Genomic DNA, 14,583 nt, shown 5'->3' with positions numbered 1-14,583 from the left:
TAGTCACCTTGTTAACGCAGCTATTATACCTCAGCTGAGCACATATGCGAGCAACCTAGGAGAGTAACTTTGTTGAAAAATCTCAAACGCTTAGCTAAATACTGAACACAATTAACCTTACAAAAAATGTGATAATGTATCAAATATTGCACAATACATGACATTTTCTTTATTCAAAATGAGAATATCCACAGAAAAAAAACTCGTTTTAGTGTAATATAAAAGCATTTTTGATGTCGTGATTAAAGAGAGTTTAGATGCCAACTTCAATGCCGGACATTGCGCACAGTGCAGATGCGCTGCAAACAGGAACTTTAGAATGGGTAGGAATGGGGGATATCGAGCTACCACTGCAGTTAGCGAGTAAAGACCTCAATGAGATCCCAGTTAATGCTAAGGCCGATGCCTTTGTCAGTTTAGACAAGCCTGATGCAAAGGGCATTCATATGTCTCGGTTGTTTTTAGCTTTAGATACACTTTCTTGTGAACAAACACTGACACCAACTACATTAGCGGCTGTGCTTGACCAATTTGTGACAACGCATAAAGATCTCAGTAATGCGGCAAAAGTTGTCCTTAATTTCGAGCTGCCTCTGCGCAGAGCTTCATTATTAAGCGGCAAACAAGGCTGGAAAAGCTATCCTGTGTCCATTACCGCCACAATGAAAGAGCAAGCGCTTAGCATTGAACTGGCTGTTGATGTCACCTATTCATCCACTTGCCCTTGCTCTGCAGCACTTGCAAGGCAGCTTATCCAAAATGCATTTGAAGAAAAGTTTGCTGGTCAACCACTGGACCACGAAAGTGTGCATGCTTGGCTTGGTACAACTGAAGGGATCCTTGCCACACCACACTCACAACGCTCTATCGCTAATATCAAGGTACAACTACCAACTGATGTAAAAGAGTTTGATATTAAAGGCTTAATTGACATTGCAGAACAAGAGCTTAAAACCCCAGTTCAAGCGGCAGTAAAAAGAGAAGACGAACAAGAGTTTGCAAGATTAAATGGTCAAAACTTAATGTTCTGTGAGGACGCAGCAAGAAAGCTCAAAGCACTGCTTGATAAGCAAGATTACAGAGATTTTTACGTCAAAATTAATCACTACGAATCACTGCATGCACACGATGCAGTTGCCTACGCAGTCAAGGGCGTAGAGCAAGGTTACACAGCATAACCATCTGACTGGCGTTAAATATCGTTTTTAGCGCCATCAAATCACTTTCGGCACACTCTTTGCTTATAAATTATCAAAGTCAAATTGTTGTCGTGGAGTGATTTATGGAATTAACACTTTTAGCTATTTTAGCGCTCGTAGTTATTGCCTCTATCGTAATTTCTAAATATACCGACGTGGGTGGCAATCCTTATCCGTTTAATCGAAAAGAGTCGGTTTTTACCACTGTCGAAGCGTCTTTTTTACAACTTCTCGAACGCGCAGTCGGTGATAGGTACAAAATTGTTAGCCGAGTAAAATTGGTTGATGTAATTGAGTGCAAGCCTGGTCTATCTAAAAAAGCACGCCGTTCTGCGATTACAAAAGCACAGAACAAGCAACTGGACTACGTCCTAGTCGACAAAAGCACGTTAAATATTGTTGCCGCTGTAGATCTGGTAAACAATTCAAATAAAAATGGTCACAAAGCACAAAAAGACTGGTTTGTCAGTGGCGCATTAGAGTCTGCGGGCATCCCACACATTAGGATGAAGATAAAGTCTGGCTATAAAAGCCCTGAGGTGCGTGCAGCTATCTTATTTAAACTAGGTCAAAAACCTGACAAGACCAAACCAGTACGCAATCGTAACAACAAACCTGCGGTTCTATCTCCATCTCAAGCAAAAGCAGCTAGCACCCAGCTTGCTGAAATCTAACCCCCTAGTCGCTGCTGGATATTTCAGCAGCGACTTCCACAGTTTTACTATCAAAATAATGCTTTCAAAATAAGAATGTATATAATGAGCAGTAACTAAAATACTAAGAGATTAATTATGAAGATTGGCATTATCGGTGCGATGGAGCAAGAAGTTACAATTTTACGTAACACCATGCAATCTCCTAAAACACTTACAAAAGGCGGGTTCACATTTTATACCGGTGAGCTTGGTGGTCATGAAGTAACGCTTGTGCAATCAGGCATTGGCAAAGTAGCCGCGACAGTAGCAACAACATTGCTTATCGACAACTTTGAACCTGATTGTGTTATTAATACAGGGTCTGCCGGTGGTTTTGAGCCTTCTTTGAATGTCGGTGATGTAGTGATCTCAAGCGAAGTTCGCCACCATGATGTTGACGTCACTGCATTTGGCTATGAAATTGGTCAGGTACCACAAATGCCAGCAGGCTTTGCAGCGCACCCAGCACTAATCAAAGCATCTGAAGCGAGCATTCATGCTGTCGGTGATATCCAAACTATGGTTGGGCAAATTTGTACAGGTGATTCATTTATGTGCGACCCTGTGCGCATTGAAAAGACTCGCCAAGATTTCCCAAACATGCTTGCCGTTGAAATGGAAGGCGCAGCAATTGCACAAGCATGCCACGTACTGAATACGCCATTTGTTGTGATCCGCTCACTGTCTGATATTGCAGGTAAAGAGTCACCGCAGTCTTTTGATGAATATTTAGAGGTTGCTTCTGTGAACTCTTCAAAATTAGTTGTCGCTTTACTTGAAGAACTACAACAGGTAACCCTGTAAGTGACCCTCGCTGTATTGCAAGCCCAAGAGGGCTTGCTTATCTTTTGCCTAGCACTCTTATCTGCATTTGGCTTAAAATTATCTAAACTCTATCACCCTAATACGGTGTTTTCTCTGCTTGCTAGTAATTTAGCGAAACGCGTAGTAAGGCAAAAAAATACTGACGCTCACCACACCCTCAGCGGCGCGCTGGCCTGTTTTTTACCCATTATTACGCTTGTCGTTTTACTTTATGCTTTGTCATATATTTCTTTTTACCCTCAATGGTTTGGCGGGCTCATCTTATTCTTGTGCCTAGATACCCACTTTGAAGGACGCACCAAACGCATAGCAAAGCTTTTGTCCCTTGGCCAAAAAGGGTCTGCAAAGCAGCTCTTAACCAGCATAGTCAATAGAAATACAGACAAACTCTCTGAGGTCGGAATAATCAAAGCCAGTCTGGATTCTCTAGCATTGAATACCGTACGTCACTTTTATCTGATCCTCATTTTTTATATTGTTGCAGGGCCTTATCTCGCCTTAGTTTACAAACTCTTATTGCTATGCGATCACAGTTGGCGACAACAACTCAGCATCCAGCACCCGTTTATGCGACCTGTACAACGCACAATCTATATTTTAGAGTGGCTACCACTGCGTGGTTTTATCCTTATCATGGCACTCACACAAAACCTATCGAAGACAAATCATTACCTTAAGCACTATGCACAGCATTACGCTAATAAAAACTCAGGATGGGTACTCGCATTATTCTCAGCCAACTTGAATGTGCAACTTGCGGGACCGAGATTTTACAACAACGAGCGTTTTGACAACATCCGGATTGGCAGTGATAGGCAGCCTGAGATAAATGATATACAGCAAATGATTAAACTGCTGGGCAGCATGCGGTTGTTTTGGTTAGGGTTGACTGTTTTAATTTGGTTTGCAATTAATTTGATATAACCAAGCAGCAGCTGCTACTTGGTTATCTAATCTGACAGTTAGTTTACCGTTACTTTAGCAAACTTACGTTTACCAACTTGGTAAATCTCACAGCTGCCTTTAGCGACTTCTAACTTAGTATCAGTGATTTTCTCTTCACCATTAAGCTTCACTGCACCTTGTTTGATCATGCGCATGGCTTCTGACGTACTCGCTACAAGACCCGCTTCTTTTAATAAATTAGCGATAAACGTAGTGTCGCCTTCAATGCTAATTGATACCTCAGGGATATCATCTGGCAATGCATTCTTCTGGAAACGCTTAATGAAGTCCTGATGAGCGGCTTGTGCGTCTTCTTCACTATGAAAGCGAGCAATCATTTCTTTTGCGAAATCAATTTTGATATCACGTGGGTTACGACCTGCTGTCACTTCTTCTTTTAATGCTTCAATCTCTGACAAAGACTTAGCACTTAGTAGCTCATAGTAACGCCACATTAGATCATCAGAAATCGACATGACTTTACCAAACATTTCCGTTGGTGCATCTGTGATACCAATATAGTTGCCTAGAGATTTTGACATCTTTTGCACACCATCAGTACCTTCAAGTAAAGGCATCATCAGAACTGTTTGCGGCTTTTGGCCTTCTTCTTTTTGTAACTCTCGGCCCATCAATAGGTTAAAGCGTTGATCCGTACCACCAAGCTCAACATCCGCTTCTAATGCAACAGAGTCCCAGCCCTGAACAAGTGGATATAAGAATTCATGGATAGCAATTGCCTGACCGCCAGCATAACGCTTTTTAAAATCATCACGCTCTAGCATACGAGCCACAGTTTGACGTGATGCAAGCTTGATCATGTCCGCACTGCTTAATTTCTCCATCCACTGAGAATTGAACGCGACCGTCGTTTTTTCCGGATCTAGAATTTTAAATACCTGCTCTTTATACGTTTCTGCATTAGCAAGTACGTCTTCACGAGTAAGTGGCTTACGAGTGACATTTTTACCAGTTGGGTCGCCAATCATGCCGGTAAAATCACCAATTAAGAAAATGACCTCATGACCTAAATCTTGGAAAGTTTTTAATTTATTAATTAGTACTGTGTGGCCTAAATGCAAATCAGGCGCTGTTGGATCAAATCCAGCCTTAATACGCAGCTTTTTCCCTGACTTTAATTTCTCTTTCAGTTCGTCTTCAATCAATATGTCTTCTGCACCACGCTTAATTTCAGCAAATGCAGTTTCAATGTCCACCATTATCACTCCAACACAATATTCAGTTTATCGCTCGATTCTAGCCTATATTGCACGGAGTTTAAATGCACAAAATACTGGTATTAACGCTTTATTACGTATATGCTGCACTATTATTCATAAAATTTCTTGACAGCGAAAAAGGCACGTTATGGTACCTGCAGTAAATAAGCTTCCCAAAAAACACAAAATGCTTATTGTCGGCTTGTTAGCTGCGATGGTTGGGATAGCCTTGCTGCCCTCAGAAAAAGCCACTGCATCTAAAGATCATAAAGATGATGCATTAGAAGTTGGCAAGCGTTATGAGCTTCCAATCAAAGTTGAAGAGCAACAGCCAGAGCAATTAACGACGCTAAGTGCTGAAGTTGAAAAACCTGAAGAGCAAGAAAATACAATAACTTACGATTATGTAGATCATAAAGTGCGTTCTGGCGATAGCCTAGCTGTTTTATTTAAACGCGCAGGATATTCAGCCCAGACACTCCATAATCTCGTTAATACCAATGAAGAAACTCGCAAACTGACCAAAATCCATCCAGGTGAAACACTTAGCTTTGCAAGTGATGCACAGGGCAACCTTGCTCAACTCAAATACGTGTTATCAAAAACGGATACGCTTTACGTCACACGTAACGAAAGCGGCCAGTACGCGACACAAATCACCAGTAAAGAAATTGAAACGCGTGAAAAAACGGCAGGCGGAAAGATCCGTTCAAGTTTTTGGACTGCGGGCATTTCAGCAGGTTTAACGCAAAGACAGATCATGAACTTTGCCAATATCTTTGGATGGGATGTCGACTTTGCCAACGATATTCGTGAAGGCGACTCATTTACCTTAGTCTATGAGTCTCACTATGTGGATGGTGAAGAAATTGGTAATGGCAAAATCATTGCCGCAGAATTTATGAACCAAGGCGACCGCTACACGGCTATTAGACACACCAATGGTGAGTTTTATACACCAGAAGGCCGCAGTATGAAAAAAGCCTTCTTGCGAGCACCAGTAAACTTTAAATATATCAGTTCTAATTTTAACCCTCGCAGACTACACCCGGTTACTAAGCAAGTACGCCCTCACAGAGGTATTGATTACGCAGCAAAAGTAGGTACACCTGTCGTCGCAGCGGGTAATGGTCGCGTAACTAAAGCAGGCTTTAATCGCCTCAATGGTAACTATGTGTTTATTGAGCATGGTAGCCAATACACGACTAAGTACCTTCACTTACATAAGCTACATGTCAAGTCTGGACAGAAAGTTAAACAGGGACAAAAAATTGGTACTGTGGGTGCGACAGGCCGTGTAACCGGTCCTCATTTACATTATGAATTTTTGGTTGACGGTACACACCGCAACCCAAGAACGGTTAAGTTACCGAAGTCTTTACCACTGCCTAAGCAAGAGCTTGCTAAGTTCAAGCCACTGGCTGAGCAGATGTTAGTAAGACTGGAGCGTAAACGAGAGCTCATGCTTGCACTAAACGACAAGTAAACAAAATTAAAACACAAAAAAGGCGAGGTATTCCTCGCCTTTTTGCTTTTTGCGATTTGTTATCTGCCCACAATTTTCAGCTTAAGAAACTCTTCTAGCGCTTGTGGATTGCCTGCAAGTGGCTGAAGCTGCATCCCCAACTGCATAAAGCTTGTATCCTCAGGGAACTGCATGCTGATCTCTAATAACGAAAGCCCAGCAACAAATGACTGGATCGCCTGCTTGGCATTTTCACTTGCAGGCACATGTTCCATTTGCATCGCAAGCATTGCTTTAAGCTGCTCATGATCTAAACCATTTTTCATTAATAGCTCATCAACTAACGCTTTGAGTTCACCTTCATTTTTTAATGAAAAAGACATATCCACGGGTTGCAAAGACTGTAATGCACTGAGCATTTTACTCTGCATTTGCAATTCAGCTTCTAAAGACATCTCACCTTGACTATGCAGCTGCTGAATATCAGTTTGTAAGTCCATTAAGTCTTTACTATTGGACAAAGCGATATCCATAGAAAAGTTCACAACTTGATCAGCTGACACGGCAAAATCAAATTGACTGTCGCCCGTGCTATCTTCATAACGCATGGTCGAATTCAAATTGTATTTTGCATTAAGCAATGTACTGGGCATTACGGGAGCAGAAACTGATTTTAATTCGCGAGCCATAGACAAGCCGGTGATTTGTAACTCAGTTAATGGGCTCACTTTTCCTTCTTCATATCCCTTAAGAGAAAAGCGCTCAATATCAATTAACGTGTGCTCACCGTCTTGCTCTTTAAACGAGATGTTTTCCAATACAACGGTATTGCTAAGCAAACTGTAATCAACATTTTGATAGTTTACTGCAAAGCCTGTTTGTTCTGAAAACTGCTTTACTTGCTGTGCCACAACATCGCTGGCAGTTTTGTTTGCATACCAGTTAACACCAATCACACCACCTGCAACCGCAAGTGCTACACCTGTGAGAGCCGCTTTATTCATAGTAATTCCTTAAAATAGCGCTTGTAATGCATCGTTTAAGCTGGAAACACCAATCACTTCCATGCCTTCGATATCTTCTTTCGGTTTATTAGCAACAGGTACAATAGCACGTTTAAAGCCATGTTTCGCCGCTTCTCGTAACCTTTCTTGACCACTTGGAACAGGGCGGATCTCGCCACCTAAGCCAACTTCGCCAAATACGACTAGTTGCTTATCCAATGCATAATTTTTAAAACTCGAGACCAATGCCGTGATCAAAGCCAAATCTGCGCTTGTTTCGTTCACTTTGACACCACCCACAACATTGACGAATACATCTTGATCTGCGACCTGTAAGCCGCCATGACGATGCAAAACAGCCAGTAGCATGGCAAGGCGGTTTTGTTCTAAACCAACGGTAACACGCCTTGGATTAGCAAGCTGAGAGTAATCAACCAGTGCTTGCACCTCAACCAAAAGCGGCCGAGTACCTTCCCAAATCACCATAACCAACGAGCCCGGAGTTTGCTCCTCACCTCGGTTTAAGAATATAGCCGACGGGTTATTTACTTCTTTGAGGCCCTGCCCCGTCATTGCAAAAACCCCAAGTTCATTCACCGCACCAAAGCGATTTTTATTCCCACGCAATGTCCGAAAACGACTATCGCTGCTGCCTTCAAGTAATATTGAACAGTCAATGCAGTGCTCTAGCACTTTAGGCCCAGCCAGTGTGCCATCTTTGGTTACATGACCAACCATAATGATTGCCACTTGGTTTTGCTTCGCAAAGCGCGTTAGATAAGCCGCACTTTCACGTACTTGAGAGACACTACCTGGCGCTGACTGCACGTCAGTCATATGCATAACTTGGATAGAGTCAATAACCATGATGGCCGGCTTCTCTCTCAATGCTAACTGACAAATCGTTTCAACATTGGTCTCCGCCAGTGTTTTTAATTTATCTGTAGGTAGCCCTAAACGTTTTGCACGCATCGCAACTTGCTGCAATGATTCTTCACCTGTCACATATAACGTCGGCATAGATTGCGCCAACAAACACATAGTCTGTAATAACAGTGTACTTTTACCAGCCCCTGGCTCACCACCAATTAAGATGGCGCTTCCAGGCACGACCCCGCCACCTAAAACGCGGTCAAACTCTTTAAAACCCGTTGAAAATCTTGGTAAAGATTCTAGATTTACTTCATCTAATGTCTGTATTTTTGCTTCTACAACGCCTGCATAGCCCGTGGTCCCAGCACTGCGTGGCGCAGCTTTCACAGAAGGGACACGAAACTCTGTTACCGTGTTCCAGGCTTTACATTCAGAACATTGCCCTTGCCAACGAGCAAATTCCGCTCCACAATCACTACATACAAATGCGGTTTTCTTTTTTCCCATATAAATCAAGGCATAGTTATTGCTTAAATGGAAAACCCAGTTAAGCTTATAAGTTAAGAATGTAGCTATACTGACATAAAATTGGCGAAGGCTGAAATAATAACAAAGAGACATTGTCTACGGACAAACTGCGAACGGCTATGAGTGAAGATAAACTAGAACTACATCAAGACCTTATTAATGACCTAAAAGGAGATTTAGGCGATCCAAATTTTGACTTTATCTTCAAACAAAAAACATCTCATCTGAGCAAGCCTGATCAATTTTTACTAAAAATGGAGATGACACGTCTCTCACAGCCCGTTGCACGCTTCATTGATTTACGTGGGCAAGTATCAGGAGATGTTAAACCCTACGAACACGACGGCAAACAACACTTCATGGACGACCTAGCGATCAGCGTATTTGAACGCGAAGTTGCCCAGCATGGGGGCTATACGATGGCAGTATATGAAGCCGTCATGCATACTGACAACAATTACAAAGTCATGCAAAAGAATGCTCAGGAACAAGAGGATGTAAAGCCTGAGGTCGTTTTTGAGCATGAAGCACAGTTGATCCGCTTCGCGTCTTATGAAAGTCGCATAGAAGAGCGCATGAACTACTCAATCAAAATCACGGTTGAGTTGAAAAGCGGCACGACTATCCCCGCAAGTACTTCAGATATTTCGTTAAGTGGCGCCAAAATAAAGCTGGGGAAAAATTATCATGTACAGGCTAAAAATGTAATTACGCTTCGTCTAGTTGGGCTAGAACAAGATTTTGAATTGGGCTTGAAAGAAGGCATTCAATATGAGGTCGTCGCAGTAGAAGAGTCTAGTGCGGATTACAATTACGTTCGTTTAAAGCGAACTTTCGTAGAAAATAACTCTGGGTTCGATGAATTTTTAGAAAGCTTTATTCACGGTAACAAACGGCGCTACAAAATTAATTTAGACAACACCATGGACGCCGTGGTGTGCAAAGGATATGAGCAATATTACTTACCCAGAGTAAGCTCTCTGTTTGTCTTTTTTAGCCGCATCAATAATATGCTGTTACCCAGCATGACGCTCACCAACGAAAACAATGCGTTTATTAACTATTACTTTGAGGACGAACGTAAAACCTCCTGCTTGTATAGCGTATTTAATAATAAACGCCTACAAAAAATGTTATTACAATCGGCACCAGTGAAAGAGGCTTACTGTTATACATTTACCCATTCAAATAGCGGTAAAATATACTTTTATTCGGCATTTGATTGGGAACTAGATCAGCAACCAGAACTGAAAAACTTATTCTTGGGATTTGGCAGCGAAAAAGAAAGTTGGCGTGTTTTTAAAGTACAACTCATGCCCAGCCACCATGAAGATGCATTTATTCCATTATCTTTGCCAAAAAGTGCAGGGAAAAACGTTGAGAAGCTCAACAAGCGCCCACCACCTCGCGCTCAAGGTATGATTCAGCCTGTACACCATTTGATGCTACTTACAGAAATTACCACTGCTGAACACAAATCACATTGCAATAAGTTATCCTATCCTCAGGAGAGCATTAATCGCTTAAAAGAGTTTGGTCACGGAAAATCGAAAAACCCACCTCATCTAGAAAAAGTCGCTTTAGAATACGTCAACCTTAGATCACACAAACGATTTTTATACCGCACAGGTGCCACCTTACACATCTCAGAGACACTCTCCGTGAGCGGGAATACAAGAGATTTTTCCGTCATGGGGCTACAAATTGAAGTCGAACAAGCTGTTGACGTGACAAAGGGCGATCTTGTTACGCTGGACTTACCAGATCTGCAAAAAATCACCAAGCAACATGTCTTGTCTGGTCTAAGATACGAGATTATGGCAGTCAGTAAGTCCAACACCATTATTAACCTCAAAGTAAAGCAGGTCGCGGGGGTCACACACACCGCAATGGAGTTTTTCACCGCATTAATTGAAAACAATAAAGATAAACTGCAGCCAAGCGAAGAAGCTCCTAAAATACCAGGACTCTCTACGGCTTTGAGGAATATGGTTACAAAAAGCATATGCCAACTTCCCTTGTATTTGCACAAAAAGTCATCACACATGGAAATTGGTGCTGTGGGACACGGCTTATACCCGTCACCACTGCACAATATCTTGCTTCCTCACTTAGCACACCACAACGGTCAAGAACTCCTCTTCCCAGATAAGCTGTTCCCAAGTAACTATGTTGCAGATCCTCTCAGTGAGCTTTTAAGAGAAAAATCACGCCAAGATAAACCACTCAGATTTACCCTTTTCATTCACTTTGATGAAAAACAAATCAATGAGCCAAATCATGGGGTTAAATCTCAGTGTATTCCTTTTGGAGAGCCAATTGAGCAACTGTTTTTATTTGCTAAAAAAGCACTTAAAAATGGCATGTTATTTATTTGCCACCTGTATGTCTCCAAGACCGGTAGACCTGATATGGACCATTTAGCCAATGAACTACGCTATGTTAGCCACTATGCTCTTCATAAAGCCAAAGGGCTGGAAGAAGCACTGTGGTCAGTAAATGGCGTGTGTGATGTCATCGATGTGACGGATGTGATGATGCCAGTATTAGACTTGGAACCACATCTCATTGAAAGAATGCAGCAACGCAAAAAAGAATGGCTGACTAAACACTTTTAGTCAGCCAAGTCTCAAAATTAATTAAGTCCAGCGAATAGGGTCAACGCGGCGACTAAGAACAAGTAAAACAATACATTACGTTTGACAAGACGCATCATGCAGGCGGCTTCATAGGTGCAACCAAAGTATTGCTGTTCAATTTGCTCAGCCGCTAATGCCGTTTCGGTTACCACTTTGCGATTGCAAGTTTTAAAATCTAACAAGTATTTGAGCCAACTGCCCGTGCCTTTTGAGAAGTTGCCAATAATCAGATAACCAAACCCAGCAAGACGAGCAGGTAGCCAATTAAAACAATGAAATAACAGAGAAAAACGCTGTGCATGGGGTGACATCAGCTCGATGCACCTTTTGTCACTGTCTGTAGGCTCACCGTTAACTTCGTCTCTTAGCACCTCAACGACCGCACGGGTAACTGCGTACATAATTGCGCCAGGTGCACCAAGCAGCACAAACCAAAACATCACTGCACAATAGTGTGTAAAGTTAATCCATGCCAATGTCTGGCCAAACGTTTCACCATTGGGTTCATCTTCTGTTCTAGTCTGCCCCATCTGCAAAGCATACAAGGTTGCCGCTTCATTATCATCTCGAGCAAGGGCATTAAGATACCCCTTATATGATTTACGGTATTTTGCGCAACCAAAACACACCAATAAGACCACAACATTGAGTGCTAACTGCCATAAAACAAAATCAGACAAACTATATATAAATGCGACTAACAGTGCTGGTAGCATCAGCCACAGTACAGCGCCAATACTCGATTTAAATAACCAAGCACCTGCGCCTTTTTGATAACTCAGTGATTGATACTGTGCCAAATAGTAGTCAATCTGCCAACGCGTTGACTTGGCACCTAAACGTTCAATGATCAATGCCACTAATATCGAAATTAATATCATGATTTTTACTCTATTACTCTTAATTCACGTTGTAATAAATTTAAATAGTACTGCCAATCAAACGCCTCACCGGGATCGGTTTTGCGTGTCGGGGCAATATCACAATGTCCGACAATGCGCTGAGGCGTTATTTTTGGAAATTGCGCCATGATAGATTGGCTCACTTTCACCAGTGCTTCATATTGTGCTTGGGTATACGGAGTGTTATCTGTCCCTTCTAACTCAATCCCAATACTAAAGTCATTACACCTTTGGCGCCCATCAAAATTTGACACCCCCGCATGCCACGCTCTTTTCGAAAAGGGTACGTATTGATTAACCGAACCATCTCTGCGAATAAAGCAATGCGCTGAAACACGAACCCCTTCTAAAGACGCAAAGCTTTCATGCGCGTGACAATTAATACTCCCCATAAACAAATCATCAACGAAAGAAGTGCCAAAATGACCTGCTGGTAGGGAAATATTATGAATGACTAATAAATCAACATCACAGTTAACGGGTCGCTCATCGTAATGCGGTGAAGGTCTCTGGTTGGCATAATTAAGCCATTGGTGTTGATTTTCCATATAAAAAATTAATTTTAAATTGCATCACATCTACCATAACAAGAATTTCTCCCAAGCACTATGGCAAATTTATTTTGCAAAAGTATACAGACTTTTGTTAAAGAAAATTGTTTCATTGCGTTAATCAAAGTAGAATTTAAGGCAGTAAAAACAATGATGATCTACCTATGCAATCAGAACTTATTTCGCAACTTGTTAAAAGTGCACTCGATGAAGACCTTAACCATCAAACCGCTGCACAAGGTGATATCACCGCAGCATTAATTCCTGAACAACAGCAAGCTAATGCTTATGTGATCACCAGAGAAGACTGTGTATTTTGTGGTAAAGACCTTATTTTAGAAGTCTTTAAACAGGTAGATCCGAGCGTTGAAGTCACTGTATTAGTCAATGATGGGGATGTATTAAAAGCAAACTCACGTATTTTTACCGCAACGGGATCTGCTCGCGCAATTTTGACCGCAGAGCGTACCGCTTTGAACTTTGTACAAACCCTGTCAGGCACAGCAACAACAACAGCGCACTATGTCAAAGCGCTTGATGGCAGCCACACGCAGCTACTAGATACCAGAAAAACCATCCCAGGTTTAAGAGCATTACAAAAGTATGCGGTTACCTGTGGTGGCGGTAAAAACCATCGTATCGGTTTATTTGACGCCTTCTTAATTAAAGAAAATCACATTGCCGCATGTGGTGGTATTGATAAAGCTGTCGCACAGGCTAAAAGTACACACCCTGACAAGCCTGTCGAAGTGGAAGTGGAAAACCTAGATGAGCTTGAACAGGCCTTAAATGCAGGTAGTGACATCATTATGCTGGACAATTTTACCGTTGAGGACATTCAAAACGCCGTTAGACTAACCTCAGGTAGAGCAAAACTAGAAGTGTCGGGTAATATGACATTAGATATTTTGGCGCAGTATGCACAAGCAGGCGTCGATTATATTTCAAGTGGCGCGCTGACTAAGCACGTGCAGAGCATCGATTTATCAATGCGCTTTGAATAATATAATCGAGCATGTAATGTAAATGTAACTAAATGTGTCAATTAGATATTGACATTTATTTACAAAACTTTTTTAATAAAAAAGAATTAAATTAGTGATATAGATTAATTCTTTACAATTACAAAAAGTACATACTGCATTTGGCCTGTACTTTAAATTAAGTCAAATTAGGCCAATGCCATTAAACTAATTTAAAAAATCCTGGTGTAAGTAAACACGGCCACCGGGTCTAACATCCCTTAGGAGACACATCATGACGCAACAACGACAGGGTGGTTTTACCCTTATAGAACTAATGATTGTAATTGCAATCATCGGTATTTTAGCAGCAGTAGCCCTGCCAGCTTACACAGATTATGTTAACCGGGCAAAAGTCACTGAAATGCTAGCATCTTCTACCATGCCAAAAGCATGTATAGAAGAAAGAGCACAGCTGGCGACAGCACCTGGAACATGTGACGATATTTCCGATAAATCAAAAAGCACTTATGTTGCATCAATAGCTGTAAGTGCTGTGGGTAAAATCACGATCGCGGGAGCTAGTGATTTAGCAGACATCACATTGACGTTAACACCAAATTCAGCAGCAAGTACAGAAGCTGATGCAGACGATTTCACTGCGGGCTTTTCCATTCACTCTTGGGATTGTGCTGCAACCTACACAGGTACCACTGTAAATCCAAATTGGTTCCCAGCGACATGCTCGGCATCAGCTGCACCTTAATAAATTCGT

At 41.8% G+C, this 14,583-nt stretch carries 13 protein-coding genes; 8 read left to right on the top strand and 5 right to left on the bottom strand.

From position 1 onward, the window contains the following. Nucleotides 1-257: 257 nt before the first annotated feature. The 4 genes from folE2 (at nucleotide 258) to AC2CZC_RS09760 (ending at nucleotide 3,643) form a co-directional block, all read left to right on the top strand. Complete coding sequence (folE2, locus tag AC2CZC_RS09775) at nucleotides 258-1,178, top strand: GTP cyclohydrolase FolE2 (protein WP_484584674.1); 921 nt, start codon at nucleotides 258-260, stop codon at nucleotides 1,176-1,178. Between the two features lie 104 nt (nucleotides 1,179-1,282). Further along, nucleotides 1,283-1,873 carry a DUF2726 domain-containing protein gene (locus tag AC2CZC_RS09770; RefSeq protein ID WP_063361072.1) on the top strand — a complete coding sequence of 197 codons (591 nt, stop codon included), beginning with the start codon at nucleotides 1,283-1,285 and terminating at the stop codon, nucleotides 1,871-1,873. Between the two features lie 117 nt (nucleotides 1,874-1,990). Further along, nucleotides 1,991-2,698 carry a 5'-methylthioadenosine/S-adenosylhomocysteine nucleosidase gene (gene mtnN / locus AC2CZC_RS09765; RefSeq protein WP_484584673.1) on the top strand — a complete coding sequence of 236 codons (708 nt, stop codon included), beginning with the start codon at nucleotides 1,991-1,993 and terminating at the stop codon, nucleotides 2,696-2,698. Next, on the top strand, nucleotides 2,699-3,643 hold the full coding sequence (locus AC2CZC_RS09760; protein WP_484584672.1) for a cobalamin biosynthesis protein CobD/CbiB: 945 nt from the start codon (nucleotides 2,699-2,701) through the stop codon (nucleotides 3,641-3,643). It begins immediately after the preceding gene. A 38-nt stretch (nucleotides 3,644-3,681) separates the two neighbouring features. Here AC2CZC_RS09760 and tyrS read toward each other — a convergent pair whose 3' ends face one another. Continuing rightward, nucleotides 3,682-4,881 (bottom strand): tyrosine--tRNA ligase, encoded by a 1,200-nt coding sequence (gene tyrS / locus AC2CZC_RS09755; RefSeq protein WP_484584868.1) that lies wholly within the window; start codon nucleotides 4,879-4,881, stop codon nucleotides 3,682-3,684. A 151-nt stretch (nucleotides 4,882-5,032) separates the two neighbouring features. On the opposite strand from tyrS, the gene AC2CZC_RS09750 reads away from it, so the two are divergent. Next, nucleotides 5,033-6,370, top strand: coding sequence for a peptidoglycan DD-metalloendopeptidase family protein (locus tag AC2CZC_RS09750; protein WP_484584671.1), 1,338 nt, complete (start codon nucleotides 5,033-5,035; stop codon nucleotides 6,368-6,370). A 59-nt stretch (nucleotides 6,371-6,429) separates the two neighbouring features. Here AC2CZC_RS09750 and AC2CZC_RS09745 read toward each other — a convergent pair whose 3' ends face one another. Then, nucleotides 6,430-7,353, bottom strand: a complete 924-nt coding sequence (locus AC2CZC_RS09745) for a hypothetical protein (protein ID WP_484584670.1) — start codon at nucleotides 7,351-7,353, stop codon at nucleotides 6,430-6,432. 9 nt (nucleotides 7,354-7,362) lie between these two features. After that, complete coding sequence (gene radA / locus AC2CZC_RS09740) at nucleotides 7,363-8,733, bottom strand: DNA repair protein RadA (RefSeq protein WP_039611945.1); 1,371 nt, start codon at nucleotides 8,731-8,733, stop codon at nucleotides 7,363-7,365. A gap of 140 nt (nucleotides 8,734-8,873) precedes the next feature. On the opposite strand from radA, the gene AC2CZC_RS09735 reads away from it, so the two are divergent. Continuing rightward, a complete protein-coding gene (locus AC2CZC_RS09735; protein WP_484584669.1) occupies nucleotides 8,874-11,372 on the top strand; it encodes a PilZ domain-containing protein in 2,499 nt (832 codons plus the stop codon). 17 nt (nucleotides 11,373-11,389) lie between these two features. On the opposite strand, the gene ampE is transcribed toward AC2CZC_RS09735, so the two are convergent. Together ampE and ampD are read right to left on the bottom strand one after the other, a co-directional pair. Then, a complete protein-coding gene (gene ampE / locus AC2CZC_RS09730) occupies nucleotides 11,390-12,274 on the bottom strand; it encodes a beta-lactamase regulator AmpE (protein WP_484584668.1) in 885 nt (294 codons plus the stop codon). A 5-nt stretch (nucleotides 12,275-12,279) separates the two neighbouring features. Beyond that, nucleotides 12,280-12,843 carry a 1,6-anhydro-N-acetylmuramyl-L-alanine amidase AmpD gene (gene ampD / locus AC2CZC_RS09725; RefSeq protein WP_484584667.1) on the bottom strand — a complete coding sequence of 188 codons (564 nt, stop codon included), beginning with the start codon at nucleotides 12,841-12,843 and terminating at the stop codon, nucleotides 12,280-12,282. A gap of 167 nt (nucleotides 12,844-13,010) precedes the next feature. On the opposite strand from ampD, the gene nadC reads away from it, so the two are divergent. Together nadC and AC2CZC_RS09715 are read left to right on the top strand one after the other, a co-directional pair. Then, on the top strand, nucleotides 13,011-13,850 hold the full coding sequence (gene nadC, locus AC2CZC_RS09720; RefSeq protein WP_484584666.1) for a carboxylating nicotinate-nucleotide diphosphorylase: 840 nt from the start codon (nucleotides 13,011-13,013) through the stop codon (nucleotides 13,848-13,850). Nucleotides 13,851-14,103: 253 nt separating this feature from the next. Next, nucleotides 14,104-14,574: a pilin gene (locus tag AC2CZC_RS09715; RefSeq protein ID WP_484584665.1), complete on the top strand. Its 471-nt coding sequence runs from the start codon at nucleotides 14,104-14,106 to the stop codon at nucleotides 14,572-14,574. Nucleotides 14,575-14,583: the final 9 nt, after the last annotated feature.

Source organism: Pseudoalteromonas sp. MMG033, assembly GCF_057197785.1.
This window is presented reverse-complemented; position numbering and strand designations above follow the sequence as displayed.

What these genes read in the sequence shown, in the direction of transcription:
- AC2CZC_RS09745 (WP_484584670.1), bottom strand. Translation starts at nt 7,353, where the DNA reads ATGAATAAAGCGGCTCTCACAGGTGTAGCACTTGCGGTTGCAGGTGGT.
- AC2CZC_RS09770 (WP_063361072.1), top strand. Translation starts at nt 1,283, where the DNA reads ATGGAATTAACACTTTTAGCTATTTTAGCGCTCGTAGTTATTGCCTCT.
- AC2CZC_RS09750 (WP_484584671.1), top strand. Translation starts at nt 5,033, where the DNA reads ATGGTACCTGCAGTAAATAAGCTTCCCAAAAAACACAAAATGCTTATT.
- nadC (WP_484584666.1), top strand. Translation starts at nt 13,011, where the DNA reads ATGCAATCAGAACTTATTTCGCAACTTGTTAAAAGTGCACTCGATGAA.
- radA (WP_039611945.1), bottom strand. Translation starts at nt 8,733, where the DNA reads ATGGGAAAAAAGAAAACCGCATTTGTATGTAGTGATTGTGGAGCGGAA.
- folE2 (WP_484584674.1), top strand. Translation starts at nt 258, where the DNA reads ATGCCAACTTCAATGCCGGACATTGCGCACAGTGCAGATGCGCTGCAA.
- AC2CZC_RS09715 (WP_484584665.1), top strand. Translation starts at nt 14,104, where the DNA reads ATGACGCAACAACGACAGGGTGGTTTTACCCTTATAGAACTAATGATT.
- ampE (WP_484584668.1), bottom strand. Translation starts at nt 12,274, where the DNA reads ATGATATTAATTTCGATATTAGTGGCATTGATCATTGAACGTTTAGGT.
- mtnN (WP_484584673.1), top strand. Translation starts at nt 1,991, where the DNA reads ATGAAGATTGGCATTATCGGTGCGATGGAGCAAGAAGTTACAATTTTA.
- AC2CZC_RS09735 (WP_484584669.1), top strand. Translation starts at nt 8,874, where the DNA reads ATGAGTGAAGATAAACTAGAACTACATCAAGACCTTATTAATGACCTA.
- ampD (WP_484584667.1), bottom strand. Translation starts at nt 12,843, where the DNA reads ATGGAAAATCAACACCAATGGCTTAATTATGCCAACCAGAGACCTTCA.